We start from the raw sequence: 23,283 nt of genomic DNA, 5'->3' as shown, positions 1-23,283 counted from the left end.
AAGGAGGATAACGATGAGTAGCACCATCTATAAGGAGATAGCCGCACATTTAGTAGCAGCAGAAGTCGAAAAGCGTGAGGTTGAAAAAGTCACGGCTACCTTCAAACCCGATTTGACAGTGGATGAAGGATATTTGGTCCAAGAGGAAATTGTTAAAATCAAGTTAGAAGAAGGAAAGCGAATGATTGGCCCCAAAATGGGTCTTACAAGTCTAGCAAAAATGCAACAAATGAATGTCAATGAGCCGATCTATGGCTATGTATTCGATTATATGTTGATTGAGGACGGTGGAAAGGTTTCCTTACAAGACCTCATTCATCCAAAGGTCGAAGCAGAAATTGCTTTTGTCATAGCTGAAGATATTGAGGGACCTGGAGTAACTGGGGCACAAGTTTTATCAAAGACGGAATATGTTCTTCCTGCTCTTGAAATCATTGATAGCCGTTATAAAAATTTCAATTTTACTTTACCTGATGTGATTGCTGACAACGCTTCAACTTCACGGGTTGTGTTTGGTTCATCACTCAAAAAACCAGAGCAATTTGAACTTGATTTAGTCGGTGCTGTTTTAAAAATAAATGGTGAAATAAAAGAGTTGGGTGCAGGAGCAGCTGTCCTTGGTCACCCAGCTAATTCAATTGCGATGCTTGCAAATATGCTCTCAAGAAAAGGGGAGAAGGTAAGAAAGGGAGATATGATTCTTACTGGAGGAATTACCGGTGCGGTCATGTTGAAGAGCGGTGACTTTGTTAGTGCGAAATTTGATGGAATAGGCGAAGTGACTTTTAAGGTAACTGATTAAGTTTTTGATTTTATGATAGAAAGGAAGTAAATCGTCCAATGCCAATTATAAATGTGCAGCTTATTGAAGGTCGAGAGGAAAAAAAGATTGCTGAGGTCATTGAGAATATTACCAATACTGTTTCTGAAACGTTAGATGCTCCAAAGGAGACGATACGAGTGATCGTGACGGAAATTCCGAAAACCCATTGGGGCAAAGCTGGAAAACCGATGTCAGAAAAATGATAAAGGCTTTTAACGTAAACGTTATTGAAATGGATGATAGCATTCTTGCAAATATCGCTACCGTTTTTTTAGAGAAAATGCCTTGCACTCTATAAAGAACTTCACGTATTAGGAACACCGACAACCTAAGCAAGAACAGCCATTATAAAAGATTAGAGGAGGAATGAAGATGACAATAGAGCTTAGTTTGCTCGCTCCGCATGTACCTAGTATTTGTCATGAAGATCAAGTTCCAGAATTTCAAAAGGATATGGTTGCTTACATGAAAGGAGTTTCCAAGAAAATTTCTGAAATTAAGCCAGATGTCGTTGTATTAGTTTCATGTCATTGGCCATCAACATTTTTCCATTATGTTGACTGTACGGAAGAACATAAAGGGATTTTAACTGCGTTTGAAGCACCTGATTTAATAAAAGATGTCCCCTATCATTATCCTGGAGATTCGGATTTGGCAAATGAACTTGTCCAAGCCGGTCATACGGCGGGACTACAAGTTCAAGGAGTCAATGACCCTTATTACGTATGGGATTATGGAACAGTTGTCCCATTGCGCTATCTTGTACCAAATGAAGATATTCCGGTCATCAATTTATCTGTTACGTTAGCAGCAAGTCTGGAAGAAACGTATCAATGGGGCAAAGAAATAGCTAAGGTATTGAAAGAAAGTGATAAAAAAATCGTCTTTGTTTCAAGTGGTGCCCTTTCCCATAATCTCGTAAGAGGCAGACATAATAAACCAACTGTTTCTGAACATGCCTTAGATAAACAATTTATTGAATTTATCATGAATAAAGATTATAAGGGAGCTTATAACATGCTTCCCCAATATGCAAGGCTGGCGAAAGTAGAGTCTGGTGGTAGGCATTTAGCAATGTTATTAAGCATGGTTGAAAATGACTGGGAACCAACTTATTTTGCTGATGGACAGTCATCAGGTAGTTGGAATGCACTAATTGCCTTCGGAGAAAAGGATAAAGTGAGATTGGTGGCTGAGGCTGAAGCTGAGTTTGCAACATAATGAAAACGCTTCAATTAAATAGGAGAAAGGGGTCTCCCTTTTCTCCGCTTACGGTTAATTTAAGGTAGGAGTGATACGATGCGGACTCAAGTAGGGATCATAGGTGCAGGACCAGCTGGTTTAATGCTCTCACATCTATTGCATCTTCAAGGAATTGATTCGATTATTTTAGAAAATCGTTCTAGGGAAGAGATAGAAGAAACGATAAGGGCTGGTGTATTAGAGCAAGGAACAGTCGATTTGTTAAATGATACAGGAATTGGCGAACGAATGATGAGAGAAGGTCAAGTGCATGACGGCGTGGAGTTCCAGTTTAATGGAATGAGACACCGAATTAATATGAAAAAACGAACGGGAAAATGTATTACCGTTTATGCCCAGCATGAGGTGATTAAAGATTTAGTGGCTGCTCGATTGGAAGCAGGAGGGAAAATTATATTCAATGTGAGCGATGTTTCCCTTGCAGATATTGACACGAGTCAACCGAAAATCTACTTTCGTCAAAACGGAGTCGCAGAAGAAATTGATTGTGATTTTATTGCTGGATGTGACGGGTATCATGGTCCAAGTCGACAAACGATTCCAGCAAAAAAACGGAAAGAAATCAAACATGTTTATCCATTTGGATGGCTAGGGATCTTGGCAGAAACGGCACCATCTCATCCAGAATTGATCTATAGCAATCATGAAACTGGTTTTGCATTAATTAGTACACGCTCTCCAGAAATTCAGCGCTATTACCTCCAAGTAGATCCGACAGATTGTCTTGACGAATGGTCTGATGATCGCATTTGGACGGAACTACATAAACGAGTAGATATGGATGGCTGGAGCCTCAATGATGGTCCAATAATTCAGAAGAGTATCGTTTCAATGAGGAGCTTTATATGCGAGACGATGCAATATGGTCGGCTGTTTATTGCCGGTGATGCAGCACATATTGTTCCACCAACTGGTGCGAAGGGATTAAATTTAGCTATTGCTGATGTCCAAGTGTTAGCAAAGGGGATTGTCCAATATTACGATCAAAATGAACTCAATCTATTGGAACGATATTCTCAAATATGTACAAGACGTGTTTGGAAAGCACAACGTTTCTCAGCATGGATGACGCAAATGTTACACCGTAATTTTAAACACACACCGTTTGAATACGGTCTTCAATTAGCTGAGTTAGATTCGGTTACAAGTTCTATCGCTGGTGCAACTTATTTAGCAGAAAACTATGTAGGTTTACCAATTGAGTGGTAAAGAGAAAAAATTTTCAAATTGTTGCATATATAGAAACACGTATCTTGCTTAAAGCATTATAGCTCTATATGATAAGGATAATTTAAAAACGAAAAATTAAGAATTATTAAAAATAAAAACGTTAATTCAAAATTTTTCGTGAATGTAAGCGTTTTTAATATTTTGATAGGGGGATAGAAAAATGAAGAAAAGCGTTAAAATGTCGATTTTTAGTCTACTTATTTTACTTTTGCTTGTCTTCACCGCTTGTTCCAACTCGAGTGGTGGAAGTAGTTCTGAGGGGGCTGATGGAGAATCAGGTGGTGGAAAAGTTGAGCTTAAAATGGGGCATATGAATTCACCAGAACATGTACAGGACTCTGGAGCGATGACTCCATTCAGCAAAGAAGTAGCAGAGTTGACCGATGGCCGTGTTAATTTTCAAATTTATCCTGGTGGTGCACTAGGGGGACCAACGGATACGTTTGATAATATTGTGACGGGAATTATGGACGCTGGCTGGGGATTACATGGGTATAATGCCGGGAAGTTCACCGTTCACTCAGTCTTACAGCTGCCGTTTCTAGCAGATGGAACGGGTGCAGAATTAAGTGTTGTCGCACAAAAGCTGTATGATACATTTCCGGAAATTCAAGAAGAATATTCGGATGTAAAACCACTTTGGGTTCACGCTGCTGACCCATATGCCATTATTACAAAAGGAAAAGCAGTAAGAAGTTTCGAGGATGTCAAAGGTTTAAAGCTGAGGACACCTTCTGTTGAGGCAGGAAGTATGATTGAATCTTGGGGTGCCACTCCTGTGTCCTTACCTGCTCCAGAAATTTATGATGCCTTACAAAAAGGAGTCATTGATGGTGGGGTCCTTCCTGTAGCAGCTATTCGAGATTTTAACTTAGCTGATTTAGTAGATTACGTAACACTTGGCAACTTTAATACAAGTTTATTTTATGTGGTGATGAATAAGGATAGCTGGAACAAGATTTCTGCAGAAGACCAAAAGCTTATTGAGGAAGAGTTATTAGGACTTCCGATGGCTGAACGAGCTGGTCAAGCATTTGACGAACAGAAAAAGCTGGCAGAACAAGACGCTGAAGCAGCTGGAGTTGAGTTTATTACGCTTCCGGATGATGAATTAAATAAATTTAAAGAAGCTGCCACAGGTGTGACTGAGAAATGGTTATCTGATATGGAGGCAAAAGGAATTGATGGACAAAAAATCTACGATGAGACAGTGAAATTAATTCAAGGTCAATAGTTTTTTCACACGATGAGGTGAGGATATGAAACAAGAAGTAGAAGTTCATGAAGGTCAAGCGTTGGGAGCATCCGCTCTCAACGAAGCCTCTCTTTTGCAAAAAGAGAAGACTGGCCGATTTGAAACCGTTATTTTGTTTTTGAACAATGTATTGCATAAAATTTCAAGCATTTTATTATTCTTCTTAATGTTTTTAACAACGGCAGATGTAATAGGTCGTTATTTCTTTAATAAGCCGATTACTGGAACGTATGAGCTGACTGGGTTAATTGTCGCCATCATGATCTTCTTTAGTTTAGGTTCCGCCCAAATTAAAAGAGATCATATCGAAATCGATTTTCTAACCAATAAAATGCCTTTGAAGATGCAGCAGATTTTGTTTGTCATAAGTTCATTCGTCCTGACTGTATTGCTCTTATTAACGACCTGGCAACTATATGAATATACGATGAGAATTTGGGCAGGAAATGAGACGAGTGGCGATCTCGGACTTCCATTATATATATTTTCCATTCTAGCTATGGTAGGGGCATTTTGTTTTATGCTCACATATCTTCTAGATACATTAAAGGGGATCGTGAAGGTGGTGAAGAAAAATGAGTCCTGAAGTAATTGGTTTGATCGGTATTGGGTTATTACTGGTACTTATCCTATTGAGAGTTTCGGTAGGATTATCTTTGTTTTTAGTTGGATTTCTTGGTGTTGCATGGTTATCTGATTGGAATGTTGGCCTCTCTCAGCTCGGTTCTTCGGCATTTGGTACGGCAAAGAATTATAGCTTAAGCGTCATTCCATTGTTTATTTTAATGGGGATGTTTATGTCGAATACAGGACTTGGAAAAGACCTCTTTCAGGCTGTCGATAAATGGATTGGACATTTTCGTGGTGGGTTAGCAATTGCGACAGTTGGTGCCTCTTCGATTTTTGCTGCCATTTCAGGCTCTTCTAATGCAACGACAGCTACACTAGCAAAAATTACAATCCCTGAAATGAATGAATACAATTATAAAACGACTTTTTCTACAGCAGCTGTTGCAGCAGGGGGAACGTTAGGAATCTTAATTCCACCGAGTGTCATTTTAATTCTTTATGGAGCGCTTACTAATGAACCAATTGGTCCACTGTTAATTGGTGGTTTAATACCTGGAATCATTTTAACGTTTTTGTTTATGGCAATGATCAATATTCAAGTTCGGTTAAATCCATCGATTGCACCAAGAAAAAACATTACTGTACCGATGAAGGAGAAATTTGTTTCTCTTAAAAGTATTTGGCCATTCCTGATTATATTTATTGTCAGTATTGGTGGAATCTATTTTGGTGTATTTACTCCAAGTGAAGCAGGAGGAATCGGAGCGATCGGCGCTTTCTTTTTAACGTTAATGTCAAAACGATTAAACTGGTCAAAATTAACAGCTTCATTAGATGAATCGATTCGTTTAACAGTGATGCTTTTTCTCATTTTAATTGGCGCTTCGCTTTTCGGGAAATTTCTCGCCTTAAGCCAAATTCCGATGTATTTAACCCAAACAGTTGGGACGCTGGATGTATCACCTTATGTCATTTTGGCGATGATTCTCTTAGTGTATTTTGTTTTAGGGATGTTTATGGAAGGGATTGCGATTATGGTCCTTACGTTGCCGATTGTTTATCCTCTTATAACACAGCTTGGTTTTGATGGTCTGTGGTTTGGTATTATTATGGTCATGGTTTTAAATATTGGAGTATTGACACCACCACTTGGTTTGAGTGTTTACATTATTAGTGGGGTAGTAAAGGATATACCAATCGAGAAAATTTTTAAAGGGGTTATTCCAGCTGTTATTACGATGATTGTGTTTACGATTGTTCTTGTGATATTTCCGGAAATCGTTACTTTTTTGCCTGCGATGATTAAGTGATAAGGTTTTAAAAAAGGAGGTACCATTATGTTTAAGAAGACTCTTGAAGAAAAAGCAATTAAACAATTAAAGGAGAAAATGGATGAGGGTTTGCTGCCACAATGGGTTTTGACAGATCCAGACATTTATGATTTAGAGGTTGAACATATTTTTGGTCATACTTGGCAATTTTTAGGGCATGAAACAGAAATTAAGGAACCTGGCAGCTACGTGACCCGTTGGATGGTTCATGATCCTGTCATTCTTTTAAGAAATCGCAATGGTGAAATTAAAGCATTTTTGAATTCTTGTACTCATCGGGGAACGCAATTATGTACTGCTGATCGTGGCAATAAGAAAACATTTACTTGCCCATACCATGGTTGGAGTTATAACACGGATGGAGAATTGATTGGGATTGTCGCAGGAAATAAAGTGTATGGGGAAGAGATGGATAAGTCAGAGTGGGGATTGCGACCAATTCCGAAAGTGGAGTCCTATCAAGGGATGATTTTCGGTAATTTAGATCCAAATGCAGAATCTCTTGAAGATTATTTAGGAGATATGAAATGGTATCTTGATATTTTACTAGGTAGAAGTGGTGGAATGGAAGTGATTGGTTTACCACAAAGATGGGTTGCAAAGGCAAATTGGAAGGCAACGACGGAGAATTTCGCAGCTGACCCATATCATGTGCAAACAACCCATCGTTCTACAGTAGAAATGGGAATCAGTCCTGAAGATCCATTGTATGCTGGCTATGGTCATCAAGTGGTCTTAGATAACGCCCATGGGATCAATGTCATTACATCGAAGACGGGAAAAGCGAGGGTGCCATTTCAGGGAACACCCGAATCGATGTGGCCATTGTTTGAACAGCACTTAACGCCAGAGCAGTTAGACATACAATCAAAAGTAACCGTTTTCGTAGGAGGTGTTTACCCGAATCTTTCTTTTGTTAGTCCGATTCATGGGACAGAAGGTCATTTACACAATTATTTAAATTTTAGAATGTGGCGACCATTATCACCCGATAAAGTTGAAGTTTGGTGTTGGTTCCTTATCGATAAGGCAATGCCTGAAGAATATAAGAAAGATGCGTATAGAGGTTACTTAGGTTCGTTCGGTCCATCGGGAACGCTTGAGCAGGATGATACGGAAACATGGGCGCGCATAGTAGAGGTAAGTAAGGGATTAATGATGAAGGACAAGGAATTAAATTATAATAGTGTAAGCAACTATTTAATGGGTTATAGCCATGTGACACCTGATGAGAATTTTCCTGGTCCTGGAACAGCCTATCCAACTACTTATATTGATGCGATGGCAAGAAGAATGCATGAAAAATGGCTAGAGTTACTCTCCAAGGATCTGATGGTAAAGGGGGAGAGAACATGAGTCATTTACAAAACAAAGTTTCTCCTGAAATACAATCAGAAATTATAAACCTCTATTATCAAGAAGCCTATTACCTGGATAATCGAAAATATAAAGAATGGTTAGAGTTGCTAACAGATGACATTAAGTATCGAATGCCTCTTCGCGAGACTGTTGAAGGGGTTGGGGTCGACGATATCTCTGTTGATTCCTCTTTTTTCGAGGAAACTAAAATTTCCTTACGAACAAGAGTCAATCGTTTATACACGAAGTCAGCTTGGGTTGAAAATCCCGCAACTAGACAAAGGCATTTTATCACCAATATTTATATTGAAAGTACTGATGAAGATACTATATATAAGGTAAGAAGTTATTTTCTTTTTAAAAGAAGCAGAGGATCAACAACTGATATTGAAGAAATGTTTGGAGAAAGACATGACACAATCCGATGGGAGCAAAATCAATGGAAGATCGCTACACGTGCAGTCTACCCAGACCAATCCGTCATCACCACGATGAATATGAGTATGTTCTTATAAAAGGCTCAAAAAGTCTAATTCACGATTAGAGTTAGACTTTTTTCTATTTCAGCCCGTCCCTCTTTTTTATATTAGAACTATCCTTCGTTTCATCCACATAATCATTAATATCCCGATAAATACGTCTTAAGACTTAGATTCATTTACTTACTCAGTCTATAGAAAATCTTCAAACTTTTGGTATGATAACAATAAGAAGAATGGAGTGAGGAATGGGATCAGAGGGAATTCGAAACCTTTATCCGATCCAATCGTAATACAATAGAGGATTATATGTTAGGAGTCGATAAAAAAATGAATCCATTTATATCGTTTATATTACGGTCGTTTATTGCGCTTCCAACGGCTGGATTCGTTTGGCTAATTAGTTATTTCGGTTTTGAACAAACCCTTTTAGCTTCCACTGGAGTATCAATTGTTGGTGGTTTGCTCGTGTTTTTCCTTATAAAAGGGATTATGAAACACCGTTTTATTAAAAGCCAAGGTCTTACTAGGCGTGAGTATAAATATATTGAGAAAAATTTAGACGAAGCAAAAAGAAAAATAAATCGGCTTACGAAAGCATTGTTTTCTGTTAGACAAGTAAGCATGCTAAAGCAGAATATGGAGATTGCTCGTGTCACAAGAAAAATATATCGAATTACAAAAAAAGAACCGAAACGATTCTATCTTGCGGAACAGTTCTACTTTTATCATTTAGATTCATTAGTGGAGTTAGCAGAAAAATATTCCTTCTTATCTACTCAGCCAACGAAAAATGTTGAGCTTAATCTTGCTTTAAAAGAAACAAGGAGAACGATGGATGAAATGAGGTATTCGTTAGATAAGGATATGGAACAAATTTTAGCAAATGATCTCGATACACTTCATCTCGAACTTGATGTAGCAAAACATCATATGAATACGTTGAAAGAGTCGCGATTTCTTGATGAAAGTAGGAAACTGAAATGACCAAAAAAAACGATTCTCTATTTGGAAATACAAGTCCTGTTTTTGATGATTTGTTGGCGAATCCATTCGCTGAAGAACAAAAACAAACAGAAGCCGCTTCTTCTCATGAAAAAAAGCCAGTGAAGTTAATAGACGTTATCCCTGAAGAAAATCGAGCGAAAGCATATCAGCTTGCCGAACAAATTGATCCAAAAAATCATGAAGCAATGATTTTTTACGGTTCACAGGCACAAGGAAAACTTCTATCTTTTTCCCATTCAATGCTTGAACATGTACAAAAACAAGATGTAGGGGAAATAGGGGACATCATTCATAATTTGATGCAAAAATTAGGCAGTGTCAATCCGGATGATTTAAAGCCAGAGAAGCCATCTTTTTTCTCGAAAATGTTTGGGCGAATTTCGAGTTCCATTCAAGAGGTATTATCGAAATATCAAAAAACAGGTGCTCAAATCGATCGAATTGGTGTGCAGCTCGAACGGAGTAAAAATACGTTATTAAGTGATATTCATTATTTAGAGAAGCTTTATGAAAATAATAAGGATTACTTTAATGCGTTAAATGTGTATATCGCAGCTGGTGAACTTAAACTAGAAGATCTCAGGGAAAAGACCATCCCTGAATTACAGAAAAAGGCAGAAGCCTCTCAAGACCAAATGAAGTATCAAGAAGCGAATGATATGATTCAGTTTGCTGACCGTTTGGATAAACGTTTATACGATTTAAAGCTTAGTCGTGAAATAACCATCCAAAGTGCTCCACAAATAAGACTCATTCAAAATACCAATCAAGCGTTAGTGGAGAAAATCCAATCTTCCATTCTAACGGCCATCCCATTATGGAAGAATCAAGTAGCTATTGCTTTAACTTTAATTAGACAACGAAGTGCTGTTGAAGCCCAAAAACAAGTGGCTAAAACGACCAATGAGTTGTTGTTGCGAAATGCCGAAATGCTAAAAGCGAATACAATTGAAACAGCAAGGGAGAATGAGCGGGGCTTTGTTGATATTGAAACATTAAAGAAAACGCAGGAAAACTTAATTTCCACTCTAGAGGAGACGATGCGGATTCAAGAAGAAGGAAGAAATAAGCGTCGTCAGGCTGAATATGAATTGGCAACCATGGAAAATAATTTAAAGCAAAAACTACTGATGATGAAGGAAAAGTAAAAAACAATTCCGGATCTATAAAGGAAGATGTGTAACTCAGAATGAGTCGAGCATCTTCCTTTTTCTATTTTATTAAGGACTGTTTTCGTAAAATGAGTCGTTAAAATCGAGAAGCTAATTTTAATGTTAAATTATGACTTGAAGCTCTCGTGTCGAGGTCTCTAGCTCTTTTCCATAATCAATTTTGTCTTTCCATTCGAGTTAAGAGCTATAAGACATACATGTAAACAGATAAGAAATGTGCAGTGCTGCCAAGCATGATGAAAATGTGGAAGATTTCATGAAATCCTAAATGCTCGGATTCTAGAAATTTTGGCTTTGTTGCATAAATAATTCCACCAATCGTATAAAAGATGCCGCCAAGAACTAATAGAAATAGTCCTGTATTACTTAATACCTTTGCTAGTGGAGGAGCTACAAAAATAACCATCCAGCCCATCACAATATAAATCAGTGTTGATAGCCATCGAGGACAATTAAACCAAATCATTTTAAATAACACACCACATACGGCAGCAAAGGTAATGATTGAAAAGAGTACCCATCCAGTTACGCCATTTAAACTAATTAGACAAAATGGTGCATACGTTCCAGCGATTAAAATAAAAATCATCGAATGATCAATTTTTCGCAGAAAGGCGATCACTTTGTCTTTTGCCATGACCATATGATAAGTGGCAGAAGCTGAATAAAGGAGGATCATACTGATACCAAAAATAATAACTGCAGCGATCGAAAGTGCTGTTTCTGTTGTTAAAGCAGCTTTAATCACCATTGCAAGTAAGGCTACAAAGGATAATATAGCACCGCTTAAATGAGTTAGCCCGTTAATAGGTTCGCGAATATACTTCAACGCAAATACCTCCTGATTTCATTATGTAGTTATTGATACTACTTAAAATAATACACATATTACAACAGTTAGTCAACAGGATATAATCACTAATAATATGCGTGTAAGGTTTTATAACATAAAATTCAAAAAAATCCAAAAAGCATATTGACATATGTGTTTTATAGGGTAAAATTAGTATTAATTAAAGGATGTTATATTTCCTAACATCAATAAGTTAGAAGATATAACAATAAAAAAGGGGGAAATATTTTTGGATGCTGTCGTACTGATGGATAACCTGTGGGTAGCTGTTGGAGCAATTTTAGTATTTTTTATGATTGGTGGATTCATATTACTCGAAGCAGGTTCGACAAGAATGAAGAACGCAGGCCATATTGCTGGTAAAACTATTTTTACTGCGGGAATTGGTACTTTAGTTTTCTGGGCAGTAGGTTATGGATTTATTTATGGTGATGGGAATGCATTTATTGGATTATCTAATTTCTTTTATGGAGATGCATCAACAGTAGAAGAAGGTTTAACACCAGCGGTAGACTTTTCTTTCCAAGTAATGTTTGCAATCGTTTCTTTAACCATTGCGTTTGGTGGATTTGCAGAGCGTGCTAAACTATCGGTTTATGTCATTTTCGCTGTATTGTTTTCAGCTCTAGTATATCCAGTTGTTGCCCACTGGATTTGGGGAGGCGGCTGGTTAGCTGAACATGGTAAGCAAGATTTTGCTGGTTCTACCGTCGTTCATTTAACTGGTGCGATGGCTGCATTAGCCGCAACCATCATATTAAAACCGCGTATTGGTAAATACAATAAGAATGGTTCTTCTAATAATATTGCTGGTCACAACCAAGTGTTTACGGCTTTAGGTGTACTTATTCTTTGGGTTGGTTGGTTCGGATTTAATGGAGCAAGTACTTTCGGAGTAGCTGACGGATTTTTAGGTTTCGTTATTCTTAATACTCAATTAGCTGCGGCAGCTGGTGCGATTGCAGCGATGTTTACAGCATGGATGTTAACAGGGAAAGCGGATGTTCCAACAACTCTAAATGGAGCGCTTGCTGGTCTAGTTGCCATTACAGCATCATGTGGTTTCGTTGAGCCTTGGGCAGCGGTGTTAATTGGTTTAATTGGTGGAATTATGGTTGTCTTCAGTATGAAGTTCTTTGATAAGGCAAAAATCGATGACCCAATTGCAGCATTATCTGTTCACGGAACGGTCGGTGTTTGGGGTACCCTTTCAAACGGTTTATTCGCAGTTCCAGCATTATCTACTGATATTGGTTGGGGGCAAGCAGGATTATTCTATGGTGGTGGCTTCACGCAATTAGGAGTTCAAGCATTAGGTGTTGTCGCTTCTGGTATTTATGCGTTTGTTGTTGCTTTCGTCCTTCTTAAAATTATGGATAAAGTTATGGGTGGACTTCGTGTCTCTGAAGAAGAAGAAATTATGGGTCTTGATATCAGTGAGCATGGAAGTTATGGATATCCAGAGCAATTTGAAGCCTCAAAAACAGTTAAAGATGATTCAACTCAAGCGAATTTAAGCTAAACTGTGATAAAATAGCATAAAATATAAATGTACGGGTGAATAAGCGATGGCCTCTTTTTATAGAGGCTTTTCGTGTTTAATGATCGACAAGGAATAGGGGGTGCCTGGGTGACGATAGCAACTCCATCATACGAGACAATCAAAGATTGGAAGGAGAAAATGATTGCTTCCCATTTTTCCGATCCATTTCGTTTAAATGAAATTCACGATGAAGCGATGGGAAAGGTATTTGAAATAGCAATTAACCGACTGAAACTAGGAGAGCCACCATGTGAATATTCCTGGTTTATTACTGGAAGTGGGGGGCGTTTTGAACAAGGTCCAATCAGTGATCAGGATCATGGAATCGTCTATGTCAATTCAAATTTGGAAGATGAGCACTATTTTGCAGAGTTAGGGAAGGAAATTTCGCATGGTTTAAACATTGTTGGTTATCCATATTGCCAGGGCAATGTGATGAGTTCCAATCCTCTTTGGTGTAAGTCCATGGAAAAATGGAAGCAACAACTTTTCACTTGGATGGATGAGGCTACATGGGAAACCGTTCGTAATTTACAAATATTTTATGATGCAAGAGCATTACAAGGGAACGAATTTCTTGTGCGTGAATTAAAGGATGTTTTCTATGATTACGAAAAAACCCATCCTACTTTGTTAAAGAGATTGATGGAAAACGTCATGCACATCAAAAATGGTATTGGGCCACTTGGACAAATAATCGTTGAGGAACACGGGACAAATGTAGGATCCATTAACTTGAAATATACAGCCTTTCTACCCTATGTCAATGCTATTCGTCTATTAGCTATAAAAGAAGGGATATATGAGACTTCCACAATCGACCGGATGAATAGTTTGGTAAGAATGAATGGCTATAGTGCGGTGTTGCGGGAAAGCCGAAAGCATTTTCTGACATTATTAAAATATCGAAATTCCCTATACAAAGCTGAAACTTATGATGATACTCATTATTTAAGTGTTAAATCATTGAGTAAAGAAGAGAAAAAAGAAATAAAGAGAATTTTGAAGGATGGCAAACGACTCCACCAGTATGTATCGAATTTAATAATGCATTAATTCTGTTGGGGAAAGGAGTGAAAAGGAGTGCCATTAGAATCATTTCGTCAATTAATGAGAGGGATCCAAGGGAGGTTATCGATTTCTGAGGGAAATCTTCAAAGCTCTCAACAAATCGCATTTGTAAGACAGATGCAAAAGGAGCTAAAGCAAGAAACGGCATTATATACTCAATTTGATCAATTACGTGTTGTTGTTTTTGATATTGAGACGACTGGATTTTACCCAGAGCTTGGAGATGAAATTATATCGATCGGTGCCATAAGGGTTCAAAATGGAGTAATATGTGAAGAAGATATTTTCTATTCACTTGTCAGATATGAACAGGAGCTTCCAGAGGAAATTGAAAAATTGACTGGTATTTCGTCTTTAGAGCTAAAGGAAGCAAGCCCTTTATCTGAAGTGATGATTCGTTTTTTTGAGTTTGTGAAAAATGATACGTTAGTGGCTCATCATGCCAAGCATGAGAAGAGTTTTTTGCAAAATGCGAGCTGGAAGCTATTTCGAACTCCTTTTAAGCATCGAATTGTTGATACATCCTTTCTCTATCGAGTAGCAGAACGTGAGCTCAGCTTGTCCAGATTAGAGGATTTATGTGAGCACAATGGGATTCCGGTTATAAACCGTCATAATGCTTTGGGAGATGCGAAGTTAGCTGCAAAATTATGGTGTTCTTATATTGATAAACTCAAAAAAATAGGGTGCAGAAACTTAAACGATGTTTATGAGCGCCTTGCAAGACTATAAGACTCTCACATAGGTAGAGTCTTATTTTTTATGAAGGGGGACAAGCGCTTAAGAGCTTTTCACCCCATATAGAATTAAACCAACCCCACAAAAAATCCATAACATTTTTGTCAGCGAGATCTTCTCTGCGATTCCAATTAAGCCGATTGTTGTTGTCAAAATTAAAATAATTGGGCCAATTAAAGCAAGAGAACTATTGATTACCAATGCTTTCTCAACTTGGTTCACTTTTAAAATCAACAGTGCGGCAAAAATTTCAATACTACCTGATAACATTCTTAAAAGGGCCATTCCAATAATGGCTTTTTCTAAAAACTGAAACATGATGACATCCCCTCCTTTATTACTGTATGCATGAACATTGAAGAGAAGGACAAGTTTTTTCCCTGCTTTTGCATTGAATTTAGACAATTCATGGACTTAAGCTGGGATCCATGTCTAATGCCTAAAACTCTTTCCTGTAGATCGCATACTCTATAGTAGAATTACCTTGTTTGAGTCATGATGGTGATTATAAAAGGGAAAGAAGGGTTGTTTTATCATGTGCTCAAATTTTCTAATGAGAGAAGATTGGAGTGTTACGATAGATGATTATCATGATGGGGGCAGAATTAAAAAATCCGCCACCGACAAATTTAAGTGATCTGGAAAAAAATATATATGAAGAATTACAAAAAAGTGGTTCTTCGCATCATTATCCATCTTGGCAGCAACTTCGTTTTGAACTTCTGCTTCGGAAAAATATTATTGAAGCAGCTAGTAAGTTGGCTTACAGTCCAGTTGAATTTAAGGTTTTTCAAGATTCAAAGTTTAACCCTCGTTATTGGACAAAAACGCGTGGGGGCTATTTACTGAACCCAAATGTTTTACCGTCTCAAGCAATTGAGGATATTTTTGTAAATGGGCATGAGTATGCTTTTGAATGCTCAACGGCGATTGTGGTTATTTATTATTACGCCGTATTAAAGTCAATAAATGTTGAATTCTTCAATCGAATCTTCCCTAATCTTTTGGTTTGGGATTGGAGCTATGATGAAGATTTGCGCATTATTACGAAAGTAGGAACTGATTTTATTCCAGGGGATGTATTGTATTTTCATAATCCAGATTATTTGTATCCGGTTTGGATTGGTGAAAATGCTGTTTTTCTTGGGCGTGAACAATATTTTGGTCATGGAATTGGGATTAAAACAAAGGATGAGATGATAAATGCATTAAATACACTTAGAAAGCCAGATGCAAAGAAATCAGCCTATTTGTTATCCCAGTACAGTCGTCTTGATTTTCATTACTTATCTCAATTTGCTAATAACTAAAAAAATCGATTATTTGGGGAGTTTTATTGTCAAATAGTTAAATACCCAGTTGTTAACTCCCTCTTTGCATAATCTATGAAGAGGAACACAATTTTTTATGAGGAGGAATATGACGTGTATCAAGTGCCTAATAGGAGTTATATGCCTAATCAGGATCTTCGTATTATTCGAAGACCATTTGGTTTTGGATTTAGACCATTTGGGTTTGGCTTTGGGTTACCGCTAGGTTTTTTAGGTGGTTTAGCAGCAGGTGCTCTCATTAGACCACCATTCTACCCATATTACCCACCATTCCCTTTTTACGGTGGTGGGTTCTTTTACTAAGAAACGAAAAGGAATGAGTCTGAGAAATGGCCTTTGAGGCTATTTCAGGCTCTACATAGAGTTTCATCAATATAGTATATAATATAAGCAAACCCTTTAACTTTTAATTTAAACATGATAGTCTATCATTAACGTAATAGAATAATCAATTTTCCTTGGTACATGGTGAAAACGATTCAGATGGATGTGAATAAAAATTGAGTGGGAATGAACAACTGGAAAGAGCTCGGGAAAGAGTAATCGATGCGATAGCTCAAAATATTAATTTATATGGGGTTACCGACTCTGTAGGTAGACTGTATGGCTCTCTCTACTTTCAAGATGAACCAATGACATTGGACGCTATGAAAGATGAACTTGGCATGAGCAAAACAAGCATGAGCACATCGGTTAGAGGTTTAATGGAATTAAAGATGGTTGAAAAGGTTTGGAAAAAAGGAGAGCGCAAAGATTTGTATCGTGCCGAAATGGATTGGTATCAAAGCTTTAGCGATCTATTTACAATAAAATGGCGAGCAGGTGTAGGAGCCAACATCAATGCAATCGAAAAGTCCAAGAAAGAATTATTGGACCTATTGAGCGAAAAAGACATTGAGGACGACACAAGGCTCGAAGCAGAAAAAATGATGACTAAATTGGATTATGCCCTAGAGTATTATGATTGGCTGCAACGCTTAGTTAATAGCTTTGAAACGAAGGAAATATTCGAATATATTCCATTGAAAAAGGGAAACACAGACTAAAAAGTTAGTCTGTGTTTTTTTGTATGGACAGGTGTCTTGTGATGATAACACCTAAAAAATGTGCGTTCGTCTATTCCCATCTTTCATGAAAATGAATAGGATATATTGACTCATAATAAGGAGGTCTAAAATATGTCAGCTGAATACGGGTATGGCGGCGGTTTTGCCCTATTAGTAGTACTGTTTATTTTATTGATTATCATCGGTGCTTCTTGGGGTTACGGCGGATTTTATTAATGAATAAAAAAACATTAAAGGAGGAGATCTAATGCCATACGGATATGGTGGTTACGGTGGCTACGGTTACGGCGGATTTGGTGCCGGCTATGGTGGCGGCTTCGCTTTAATTGTAGTTTTATTCATTCTATTGATTATCGTTGGAGCAGCATGCTTTAAGTGGTAAATGAAGAAAGAAGGCAGGCGTAAGCTTGCCTTCTTTTTATTCGTCTAACGCTTTCAGCCCGAGCGTACTGACATGTTTTTTTCTTTCGTTTTGCTCAATATAACGAAGTTCTTCTGTAAGATCGTTAATGGCGACAATTTCAAATAAAATCATTGTTTCAGCTGTAAAATGGCTTACTTTCGAAGGCTTATCTGTAGGCTCACTTTTCAACTCCCAAAAATAGGACAACAGTTTGTTCATTAATGCCTCATGCTCCTGAATTTTTTCGTTCTCCCGTTTGATTAACATCAATGAAATCGAGACCACTGCATCGTTAATATCTTTGTTTTCATTAATTTTGTGACTGCTATTGTCAATGGGAGCATGAATGATATTACCGATATGAAAGAGAATTTGTCTTAACACAAGAAGCTTTTTATGTTCATAATGAACCTTCCTCATATCATCCTCTGTATGTTTATGATACTTCCACTCCTGCCTTTGAAATTGACAGAGTTGTTCAGCTTTATCAAGGTCTTTTAAAATGCGTTGAAAGAGGTTTAATGTATCACGCTTCTTTTTCACCTTTGGAACTTCAACAAATACTTGTTCCAGCAGTTCACCTGTATTTTTTAGTAAATCACTTGTCGAATGAACAATCATTTTTGAGTAATGAGGGGGCAATATAATCAAATTAATCAAGGTTGAGACCGCTAAGCCAATCGTAGTGGTTCCTAATCTGACAAGGAAACTATCAAAAAAATGGTCGTGTGTGAATGGAATCATATTCACGGCTGTTAAAGTTGCCACTAGGATCCCTGCGTCTAACTTCAGTTTATGGCAAGTAATAATCGTCAGCATTGCAGAAAGGGAGTAGGTAAGTGCCGTATTCCCGAACCAGGCAGTTATGAGCATTGAGTAGGCCGCCCCGATGACAGAAGCTGGTAACCGAATGATCCCCTTTTTGATTGAATCAGATGCTGTAGGTTCGATCGTCACGATCGCTGTAATGACAGCAAAAATGGCTGGCCATTCTAGTGCCAGACAGATAAAAGCTGTAATGAAGACAGCAATCCCTGTTTTTAAAATTCTTCCCCCTAAAAACTTTGAAAATGGCATTTTGAAACTCCTTATTTTGAGGCGTCGGAAATTTCATTACATCTGACCCTCTTTTTCCATTATTGTCTCGTTTCAATAAACTCAAACAAAAACGATTGACCATTGCGATAGAAACGCGGATCATAAACTCCTATCCGCTCTTCATCAGCAACGATGACGACAAATGGGGACCACTCAACAAGCGTTTTTGCCGCTGGTTTCTCAGCGAACAATTGCTCTAAATCTGCATCTTCAGATGAAGTTAGAGTGTAGAGTTGTTCTTTTTCTTTAAATGGATGATCGTGAAACAGAATAACCTCATCCCCTGACTTTGTAATGACAGTGAAGTTCCATGGGATAAAGTCAGCAGATAATGCGATCTGATCATAATCGTCTTTGTAATCTTTATGAATGATGTAACCTTGAGTCGTTTGGATGATTAGATGGAGAACGATGAATCCCCAAGCCGCTCGAAAATAAAATGGGGAGCGGTGCTTCTTTCTTCTAGATAAGAAAAATGCAACTGCTAATATGATCCAAAAAATGAGATCGACAATCGGAATCGTACCAAAGGTAATTCTAATTGATGAAAAAGGTTCTAAATAACCGGTTCCCCAAGCATTAAATAAGTCACTTGTGTTATGTATAAATACTGCTAACCAAGCGAGGAAAAATATCCGCTTATCTTTGATTTTAAATAAAAGAATCGCTATTAAATAGAAAAAAAGCGCCCAAAGTGGTGTTAAAAAGATGGAGTGAGTAATCCCTCTATGCCACATTTGATAAAGACCTTCGGTATCCCAAACTTGTGAAATCACATCGATATCAGGAATTAGACTGGCTCCAACGGCGGTAGTTAAATAGGCTTTCTTCGTTCTAGAATCAAAATTAGACTTGTCAACCGTCCCGTACAACGCAAGTCCAAACAAAGTGTGCGTGATTGAATCCATGTATTCACCTGCTTATTAATGTTTGTACTTATTATATTGGATAACACTATGTAAAAAAGCAACTATTTGATATAATATATCGTTGCAGGAATTTAATGAATACATTGAAATATATGGTTTGCTTTAAAATATTGGCTATGTGAGACAATAGGATGGATGAAGACACGATTTTTTGCCTCGTGACAACGAAGAATGAACGAAAAACCAACCGTTAACCACAGCCAAAATATGAAATGTTATTCGATTGGAGAGGACTCAAACACTTATGGCTAAAAATTTTAAAGAAGAAGTTTTATCCCGTCGTACCTTCGCAATTATCTCCCACCCGGATGCAGGGAAAACGACGTTAACAGAAAAGTTATTATTATTTGGTGGCGCAATTCGTGATGCAGGTACCGTTAAAGGAAAGAAAACAGGGAAATTCGCAACAAGTGACTGGATGGAAATTGAAAAGCAGCGTGGAATTTCTGTAACATCGAGTGTGATGCAGTTTGAATATCAAAATCGTCGAGTTAATATATTGGATACCCCTGGACACCAAGATTTTAGTGAGGATACGTATCGTACATTAACAGCCGTCGATAGTGCGGTGATGATTATCGATTCGGCAAAAGGGATTGAGGAGCAAACTTTGAAGCTCTTTAAAGTTTGTCGTATGAGAGGAATTCCTATTTTTACTTTTATAAACAAACTTGATCGGGAAGGAAGAACACCACTTGAGCTTCTTGCCGAACTTGAAGAAGTGATGGGAATTGAATCTTATCCAATGAACTGGCCTATCGGGATGGGGAAAGAATTCCTTGGGATATATGATCGTTTCTATAAACGAATTGAACAATTCCGAGTAGACGAGGATAAACGTTATGTCACACTAAACGAAGACGGCGAAATTGAAGGAGAGCATCCGCTTAAAGAGTCTGGGTTATACGATCAAACACTTGAAGAAATTATGTTATTGAACGAAGCGGGTAACGAATTTTCTCGCGAAAGAATTGAGAATGGAGATTTGACTCCAGTATTTTTCGGGAGTGCATTAACGAATTTTGGTGTGCAAACCTTTTTAGAAACTTATTTGCAATTTGCTCCTTCACCACAACCAAGAAATTCATCAGAAGGAGAAATTGATCCACTGTCTGAAGATTTTTCTGGATTTATCTTTAAGATTCAAGCGAATATGAATCCCGCACATCGAGACAGAATTGCGTTCTTGCGCATTTGCTCTGGAAAGTTCGAAAGAGGAATGACGGTTAATATCCCAAGAATCGGGAAGCAAATGAAGCTAGCTCAGTCTACCCAATTTATGGCGGATGACCGAAGCACAGTGGATGAAGCTGTTAGTGGAGACATTATTGGTTTGTATGACTCAGGTACTTATCAAATTGGAGATACGTTAACGATTGGCAAAAATCAATTTCAATATGAAAGATTGCCTCAGTTTACACCAGAATTATTTGTTCGAGTTACAGCAAAAAATGTCATGAAGCAAAAGCATTTTCATAAAGGGATTGAGCAGCTTGTACAAGAAGGTGCGATTCAGCTATTCCGGAATGTAAGAACTGAAGAGTATTTATTAGGTGCAGTCGGTCAGCTTCAATATGAAGTATTTGAGCACCGTATGAAAAATGAATACAATGTTGAAGTGATTATGGAGCGACTAGGCTCAAAGATTACCCGTTGGGTGGAAAATGAAGAAGTGAATGAAAGTCTATCGGCAGCGAGAAGTATTCTTGTGAAAGATCGCTATGATAAAAAGGCATTCCTATTTGAAAATGAATTCGCATTACGATGGTTCCAAGATAAAAATCCTGATATCCAGTTATATAACCCGATGGATGATTATCAATAATTCGGTGTAAAACGACTCTTTTTGTGGAGTCGTTTTTTTTAACGCCGTTTTCGTAATGATTGTGGTTTTTTCGTAAATGCCGGCCTCAGATGAGGTTTTAGAACAAACATTATTTTTGTGCGGCATCTTTCGCTTACTTGATCCTCATTTAACGAGTCATAATAGGGCTTTATTCGCCTATCTATGACTAAATAGCAACAATGTGAGCGAAAATAGCCTTTTTTTACGTTGACAAGGAGCAAGAAAAAACATATATTAAAATAGTAATATTTACTTTAGTGCTAAAAAGCGTTTAAGTGCGAAAATATGAGTAAAGTACAACTTGGAGGAAATATAAAAATGAATCAGGACAAACCTGTTATCAAATTAACAACGTTAGAAGCGATTATAATAACGATTATGATCTTAGGTGGGATAAGTATTTCCATCATTCGATATGAAGCGGTTCCTCATATTCCTATTATTCTAGCCATTTTCCTTTTGCTTCTCTTCGGCATGATCAAGCGAGTAAGTTTAAAGGAATTAGAAAATGGCATGATCGAAGGAGCGAAATCAGGATTAGGTGCGGTTATGCTATTTTTCTTTATTGGAATGTTGATCAGTAGCTGGATGGCAAGCGGAACGATTCCAACTTTCATATATTTTGCGCTAGAGTTAGTGAATGGAGATTTTTTCTATAGTGTCGTGTTTGTTGTAACGGCCATTGTTGGGATAAGTATTGGAAGCTCATTAACAACGGCGGCAACTCTTGGTGTAGCTTTTATCGGGGTAAGCAGTGCTTTAGAACTTTCACTTCCTATAACAGCTGGTGCGATTATATCTGGTGCGTTCTTTGGAGATAAAATGTCGCCGTTATCTGATACTACGAATCTGGCATCGATGGTGGTGAAGGTTGATTTATTTGAACATATAAAAAACATGCTTTGGTCCACCATTCCAGCTTTTGTCATTTCGCTTATTCTCTTTACCATTTTATCTCCCCAGGAAATACCAGCAAGCTTTGAAAAGATTACGAGCTTAAAAGAGACGTTGCAGCAACTAAATCTAGTTCATTATTACTCATTCGTTCCATTTGTGATTTTAGCTGTTTTAGCAATCAAGCGAATTTCAGCCATTATTACTTTATCTTTTGGAATTATCTCGTCTTTGATTGTCGCCTTTGTCGTTCAGAAAAATTTGACATTCAAAGGGATGATGGAATTCCTCTTTTCAGGTTATACAATGGATAGTGGTGTCGAGGAAATCGATCAGCTATTAGGCAGGGGTGGGATCGAAAGCATGCTATTCTCTATTTCATTAGTACTGCTTGCCTTAGCACTTGGAGGTCTTCTCTTTAAATTAGGCGTTATTCCAGCGTTATTAGATGGGATGTCAAAGCTTCTTTATAAAGTTCCTACTCTTTTTGCAACAACGGTAGCAACGGCGATCGGTACTAACTTTTTAGTAGGGGAGCAGTACTTATCGATCCTGTTAACCGGTAATACATTCGAAAAGTCCTTTCGAAAAGCGGGCTTACATTTGAAAAATTTATCAAGGGTATTAGAAGATGCAGGAACGGTGATTAACCCACTGGTTCCATGGGGAGTTTGCGGGATTTTTTTAACAGGAGTACTTGGTGTTTCTACTATCGACTATTTACCATTCACATTCTTTTGTCTACTATGTCCTTTGATCACATTATTCTACGGTTTAACGGGATTAACGATTGTAAAGAATTGATGAGCAATCAAAAGCCAACAATGGACGACAACATCTGTCCATTGTTGGCTTTTTTTATTAAGATGATTTTATGTCACAGGATTGTGGAATTCATTCGTTTCTCCTTGCTTGCATCCAAAAAATGACTTCTATATAGTTATAAGTAGATTCTATAAAAATCCTATAATACCAGCTATTTACAAGATGTTTGTTGAACTTTTGAAACTTTCTATTATG

The 23,283-nt window shown here is 37.6% G+C and carries 25 protein-coding genes; 21 read left to right on the top strand and 4 right to left on the bottom strand.

From position 1 onward, the window contains the following. The first annotated feature begins 13 nt into the window (after window positions 1-13). From BMSHG_RS03580 to BMSHG_RS03530, 11 genes are all read left to right on the top strand, one after another. Window positions 14-802, top strand: a complete 789-nt coding sequence (locus tag BMSHG_RS03580; RefSeq protein ID WP_019153068.1) for a 2-keto-4-pentenoate hydratase — start codon at window positions 14-16, stop codon at window positions 800-802. Between the two features lie 38 nt (window positions 803-840). Next, window positions 841-1,026 (top strand): 4-oxalocrotonate tautomerase, encoded by a 186-nt coding sequence (locus BMSHG_RS03575; protein ID WP_019153067.1) that lies wholly within the window; start codon window positions 841-843, stop codon window positions 1,024-1,026. 169 nt (window positions 1,027-1,195) lie between these two features. Continuing rightward, window positions 1,196-2,044 (top strand): DODA-type extradiol aromatic ring-opening family dioxygenase, encoded by an 849-nt coding sequence (locus tag BMSHG_RS03570; protein WP_019153066.1) that lies wholly within the window; start codon window positions 1,196-1,198, stop codon window positions 2,042-2,044. Window positions 2,045-2,122: 78 nt separating this feature from the next. Then, a complete protein-coding gene (locus BMSHG_RS03565; protein WP_019153065.1) occupies window positions 2,123-3,295 on the top strand; it encodes a 4-hydroxybenzoate 3-monooxygenase in 1,173 nt (390 codons plus the stop codon). Window positions 3,296-3,476: 181 nt separating this feature from the next. Beyond that, window positions 3,477-4,550 carry a TRAP transporter substrate-binding protein gene (locus BMSHG_RS03560; RefSeq protein ID WP_019153064.1) on the top strand — a complete coding sequence of 358 codons (1,074 nt, stop codon included), beginning with the start codon at window positions 3,477-3,479 and terminating at the stop codon, window positions 4,548-4,550. Window positions 4,551-4,575: 25 nt separating this feature from the next. Further along, window positions 4,576-5,157, top strand: a complete 582-nt coding sequence (locus BMSHG_RS03555; RefSeq protein WP_019153063.1) for a TRAP transporter small permease — start codon at window positions 4,576-4,578, stop codon at window positions 5,155-5,157. Continuing rightward, a complete protein-coding gene (locus tag BMSHG_RS03550; RefSeq protein ID WP_019153062.1) occupies window positions 5,147-6,451 on the top strand; it encodes a TRAP transporter large permease in 1,305 nt (434 codons plus the stop codon). The genes BMSHG_RS03555 and BMSHG_RS03550 overlap by 11 nt, the downstream gene beginning before the upstream one ends. A gap of 27 nt (window positions 6,452-6,478) precedes the next feature. After that, window positions 6,479-7,828 carry an aromatic ring-hydroxylating oxygenase subunit alpha gene (locus BMSHG_RS03545; RefSeq protein ID WP_019153061.1) on the top strand — a complete coding sequence of 450 codons (1,350 nt, stop codon included), beginning with the start codon at window positions 6,479-6,481 and terminating at the stop codon, window positions 7,826-7,828. Next, a complete protein-coding gene (locus tag BMSHG_RS03540) occupies window positions 7,825-8,346 on the top strand; it encodes an aromatic-ring-hydroxylating dioxygenase subunit beta (RefSeq protein WP_019153060.1) in 522 nt (173 codons plus the stop codon). Before BMSHG_RS03545 ends, BMSHG_RS03540 begins: the two co-directional genes overlap by 4 nt. A 294-nt stretch (window positions 8,347-8,640) precedes the next feature. Continuing rightward, window positions 8,641-9,297: a 5-bromo-4-chloroindolyl phosphate hydrolysis family protein gene (locus BMSHG_RS03535; RefSeq protein WP_026073310.1), complete on the top strand. Its 657-nt coding sequence runs from the start codon at window positions 8,641-8,643 to the stop codon at window positions 9,295-9,297. Next, window positions 9,294-10,466 (top strand): toxic anion resistance protein, encoded by a 1,173-nt coding sequence (locus BMSHG_RS03530; protein WP_019153058.1) that lies wholly within the window; start codon window positions 9,294-9,296, stop codon window positions 10,464-10,466. Before BMSHG_RS03535 ends, BMSHG_RS03530 begins: the two co-directional genes overlap by 4 nt. Before the next feature lie 208 nt (window positions 10,467-10,674). Here the strand turns inward: BMSHG_RS03530 and trhA are convergent, their stop codons facing one another. Next, window positions 10,675-11,319, bottom strand: a complete 645-nt coding sequence (trhA, locus tag BMSHG_RS03525) for a PAQR family membrane homeostasis protein TrhA (protein ID WP_019153057.1) — start codon at window positions 11,317-11,319, stop codon at window positions 10,675-10,677. Window positions 11,320-11,572: 253 nt separating this feature from the next. On the opposite strand from trhA, the gene BMSHG_RS03520 reads away from it, so the two are divergent. The 3 genes from BMSHG_RS03520 (at window position 11,573) to BMSHG_RS03510 (ending at window position 14,689) form a co-directional block, all read left to right on the top strand. Continuing rightward, the gene (locus BMSHG_RS03520; RefSeq protein WP_019153056.1) at window positions 11,573-12,865 is read left to right on the top strand and encodes an ammonium transporter; all 1,293 of its coding nucleotides are present in this window, start codon (window positions 11,573-11,575) and stop codon (window positions 12,863-12,865) included. A gap of 108 nt (window positions 12,866-12,973) precedes the next feature. After that, window positions 12,974-13,942: a DUF294 nucleotidyltransferase-like domain-containing protein gene (locus BMSHG_RS03515; RefSeq protein ID WP_019153055.1), complete on the top strand. Its 969-nt coding sequence runs from the start codon at window positions 12,974-12,976 to the stop codon at window positions 13,940-13,942. Between the two features lie 27 nt (window positions 13,943-13,969). Then, a complete protein-coding gene (locus BMSHG_RS03510) occupies window positions 13,970-14,689 on the top strand; it encodes an exonuclease domain-containing protein (RefSeq protein WP_019153054.1) in 720 nt (239 codons plus the stop codon). Between the two features lie 48 nt (window positions 14,690-14,737). On the opposite strand, the gene BMSHG_RS03505 is transcribed toward BMSHG_RS03510, so the two are convergent. After that, complete coding sequence (locus BMSHG_RS03505) at window positions 14,738-15,013, bottom strand: YqhV family protein (protein WP_019153053.1); 276 nt, start codon at window positions 15,011-15,013, stop codon at window positions 14,738-14,740. A 263-nt stretch (window positions 15,014-15,276) separates the two neighbouring features. Here BMSHG_RS03505 and BMSHG_RS03500 point away from each other — a divergent pair, with 263 nt between their 5' ends. From BMSHG_RS03500 to BMSHG_RS27340, 5 genes are all read left to right on the top strand, one after another. After that, window positions 15,277-16,005, top strand: a complete 729-nt coding sequence (locus BMSHG_RS03500; RefSeq protein WP_019153052.1) for a hypothetical protein — start codon at window positions 15,277-15,279, stop codon at window positions 16,003-16,005. Between the two features lie 114 nt (window positions 16,006-16,119). After that, complete coding sequence (locus BMSHG_RS03495; protein WP_019153051.1) at window positions 16,120-16,329, top strand: hypothetical protein; 210 nt, start codon at window positions 16,120-16,122, stop codon at window positions 16,327-16,329. A gap of 197 nt (window positions 16,330-16,526) precedes the next feature. Then, on the top strand, window positions 16,527-17,072 hold the full coding sequence (locus BMSHG_RS03490; protein WP_019153050.1) for a GbsR/MarR family transcriptional regulator: 546 nt from the start codon (window positions 16,527-16,529) through the stop codon (window positions 17,070-17,072). A gap of 132 nt (window positions 17,073-17,204) precedes the next feature. Further along, window positions 17,205-17,309, top strand: coding sequence for a YjcZ family sporulation protein (locus BMSHG_RS27345; protein WP_019153049.1), 105 nt, complete (start codon window positions 17,205-17,207; stop codon window positions 17,307-17,309). A gap of 31 nt (window positions 17,310-17,340) precedes the next feature. Beyond that, window positions 17,341-17,475: a YjcZ family sporulation protein gene (locus tag BMSHG_RS27340; RefSeq protein WP_019153048.1), complete on the top strand. Its 135-nt coding sequence runs from the start codon at window positions 17,341-17,343 to the stop codon at window positions 17,473-17,475. Between the two features lie 36 nt (window positions 17,476-17,511). Here the strand turns inward: BMSHG_RS27340 and BMSHG_RS03475 are convergent, their stop codons facing one another. Together BMSHG_RS03475 and BMSHG_RS03470 are read right to left on the bottom strand one after the other, a co-directional pair. Continuing rightward, on the bottom strand, window positions 17,512-18,573 hold the full coding sequence (locus tag BMSHG_RS03475; RefSeq protein WP_019153047.1) for an aromatic acid exporter family protein: 1,062 nt from the start codon (window positions 18,571-18,573) through the stop codon (window positions 17,512-17,514). 59 nt (window positions 18,574-18,632) lie between these two features. Further along, the gene (locus BMSHG_RS03470) at window positions 18,633-19,502 is read right to left on the bottom strand and encodes a metal-dependent hydrolase (RefSeq protein ID WP_019153046.1); all 870 of its coding nucleotides are present in this window, start codon (window positions 19,500-19,502) and stop codon (window positions 18,633-18,635) included. A gap of 265 nt (window positions 19,503-19,767) precedes the next feature. On the opposite strand from BMSHG_RS03470, the gene BMSHG_RS03465 reads away from it, so the two are divergent. Both BMSHG_RS03465 and nhaC read left to right on the top strand, forming a co-directional pair. After that, on the top strand, window positions 19,768-21,348 hold the full coding sequence (locus BMSHG_RS03465; protein WP_019153045.1) for a peptide chain release factor 3: 1,581 nt from the start codon (window positions 19,768-19,770) through the stop codon (window positions 21,346-21,348). Between the two features lie 339 nt (window positions 21,349-21,687). Continuing rightward, window positions 21,688-23,067 carry a Na+/H+ antiporter NhaC gene (gene nhaC / locus BMSHG_RS03460; RefSeq protein ID WP_019153044.1) on the top strand — a complete coding sequence of 460 codons (1,380 nt, stop codon included), beginning with the start codon at window positions 21,688-21,690 and terminating at the stop codon, window positions 23,065-23,067. The last annotated feature ends 216 nt before the right edge of the window (window positions 23,068-23,283 follow it).

It is taken from the genome of Robertmurraya massiliosenegalensis JC6 (assembly GCF_000311725.1).
In the GTDB taxonomy this organism is placed as follows: Bacteria; Bacillota; Bacilli; order Bacillales; family Cytobacillaceae; genus Robertmurraya; species Robertmurraya massiliosenegalensis.
Note: the sequence above shows the minus strand (reverse complement) of the source record. Positions and strands in the feature narration are given on the sequence as shown.